This is a genomic window from Rhizobacter sp. P2_H2, from assembly GCF_056403375.1.
Window position 1 is genome coordinate 1 of the sequence record NZ_JBFUFP010000944.1, and the last position, 2128, is coordinate 2128.

A 2128-nucleotide genomic window follows, 5' to 3' on the forward strand; every position below is an offset into this window, starting at 1 on the left:
GCGCGGGGCGTTTTTTGAAGACGCGGAGCAGGTCGAAGAGATCGTTTATCCCCATCTGGAGACTGCACTCGCCTGGTCGCGCAGAGCTGCCTGACCTTGCCGTCACGCCTGCTGCTGCCGGCACACCTCCAGCACCACGCCCCGCAGCCACCGATGCGCCGGGTCGCGATCGAGTCGCGGGTGCCACATCTGCGAGATCGTGATGTGCTCCGTCGGCACCGGCAGCTCGAACGAGCGCAGCGCGTTGCTCGCCCTCAGGTGCTCGAAGTACGACGCGGGGATCAGCGCCACCATGTCGGTCGCGGCCGCCGTCGACAGCGCGGTGCCGAAGCTGGGAACGATCACGGCGACATTGCGCTTCAACCCGGCGGCGGCGAGTGCGTCGTCCACCGGCCCGGTGATTCGCCCGCGGCGCGACGTGACGACGTGGTCGCAGGCCGCATACCGCTCGGGCGTGATCTCGCCGTCGGCCAGCAGCGGGTGACCCTGTCGCACGACGGCGATGAAGCGATCCCGATAGAGCGTCTGCACTCGCACCTCGGGGCCGGACTCGCCGAGCACGCCCACGTCGAGATCGATCAGGCCCTCGCGCAGCGGGCGCACATCCTTGTCGGGCTTGGGCGCGAAACGCAGCCGCACGCCGGGCGCGTCGCGCGCGGTGCGTGCCGCCAGCAGGTGCGCGAAGGCCTCGGTGAAGCCGTCATTGGCCCGGATGGTGAACAGGCGCCCGAGCGTGCCCAGGTCCAGGTCGGGCCCGGCCGGCTGCAGCACGGCAGCCGCTTCGTCGACCAGGGCCTTCACCTGCTCGCGCAACGCCAGCGCCCGCGGGGTCGGCACCATCGCCCGGCCCGCACGCACCAGCAGCTCGTCACCCGTCGCTTCGCGCAGCCGTGCCAGCGTGCGGCTCATCGCCGATTCGCTCAGCCCCAGCCGCTCGGCCGCCCGGGAGACGCTGCCCTCCGAGAGCAAGGCATTCAACGCAATGAGAAGATTGAGGTCGATGTCAGCGGGCATCCGCTGAACCTAGCATGGTTTGGCGGTGTCGATCCGGCGCCGCATGCAGGAACAAGATGCKCGCCACGCTCTGTGGCGGCCGGGGTCGTCGACCTATGCTGACGTGGCGCGATCGAGCGTCCCCCTCCGGTCCACCAGCCATGTCATCCACCGTCCTCGAATCCAACTCGTCCCCGGTCCCTCACCGCGCCGATTCCAGCGCAGACAACGAGCTCGACGGCCTGCCGCTGCCAAGGCGCTACGCGGCGGTCGCCGCGATCCTCGGCGCGATCGTGCTGGTGGTGCTCGACGGCGCGATCGCCAACGTCGCCCTGCCCAGCATCGCGCAGCAGCTGCACGCCGCGCCGGCCGACGCGGTCTGGATCGTCACCGCCTACCAGCTGGCGATCGTGATGTTCCTGCTGCCCGCGTCTGCCGTCGGCGAGCGGCTGGGCTACCGCCGCGTCTTCACCGCCGGGATCGCGCTGTTCACCGTGGCGTCGGTGCTGTGTGCGCTGGCGCCGTCGCTGCCCTGGCTGGTCGCGGCCCGATGCCTGCAGGGCCTGGGCAGCGCGGCGGTGATGCCGCTGGGGCTGGCACTGCTGCGCTTCACCTATCCGCGCCGCTTGCTGGGCCAGGCGATCGCCTGGAACGCGCTGACGGTGGCGGGCGCCTCGGCGGCCGGGCCGGCCGTCGGCGCGGCCTTGCTGTCGGTCGCGAGCTGGCCGTGGCTGTTCGCGGTGAACCTGCCGGTCGGCGCGTTGGTGCTGGCCGCCTGTGCCGGGCTGCCGAACCCGCCCGGTACCGGGCGCCGCCTCGACATCGCCAGCATCGCGCTCAACGCGCTGATGTTCGCCGCCTTCGTGCTGGGCAGCGACTGGCTGCCGTCGTTTCCGTGGTACGGCGCGGCCTTGCTCGCCGTGTCGGCCGTTTCGCTGGTGCTGCTGGTGCGGCGCGAGATGCCGAAGGCGGCGCCGCTGATCCCGCTCGATCTTCTGCGGGTGCCGTCGTTCCGCATCTCGGTCATCGCGTCGGTGTGCTGCTTCACCGGGCAGATGATCGGCTACGTGTCGCTGCCGTTCTACTTCCAGCACGAGCTGGGCCTGGGTGTGGCCGCCACCGGCCTGCTGATGAC

2 protein-coding genes are annotated in these 2128 nt (G+C 71.0%); one reads left to right on the forward strand and one right to left on the reverse strand.

From position 1 onward, the window contains the following. Positions 1–102 precede the first annotated feature (102 nt). Complete coding sequence (locus AC1D15_RS28530) at positions 103–1014, reverse strand: LysR family transcriptional regulator (RefSeq protein ID WP_477828669.1); 912 nt, start codon at positions 1012–1014, stop codon at positions 103–105. 140 nt (positions 1015–1154) lie between these two features. Between AC1D15_RS28530 and AC1D15_RS28535 the strand changes: the two genes are divergently transcribed. Further along, positions 1155–2128, forward strand: a 974-nt coding sequence (locus tag AC1D15_RS28535; RefSeq protein WP_477828670.1) for an MFS transporter, incomplete at its 3' end; no start/stop codon positions are given.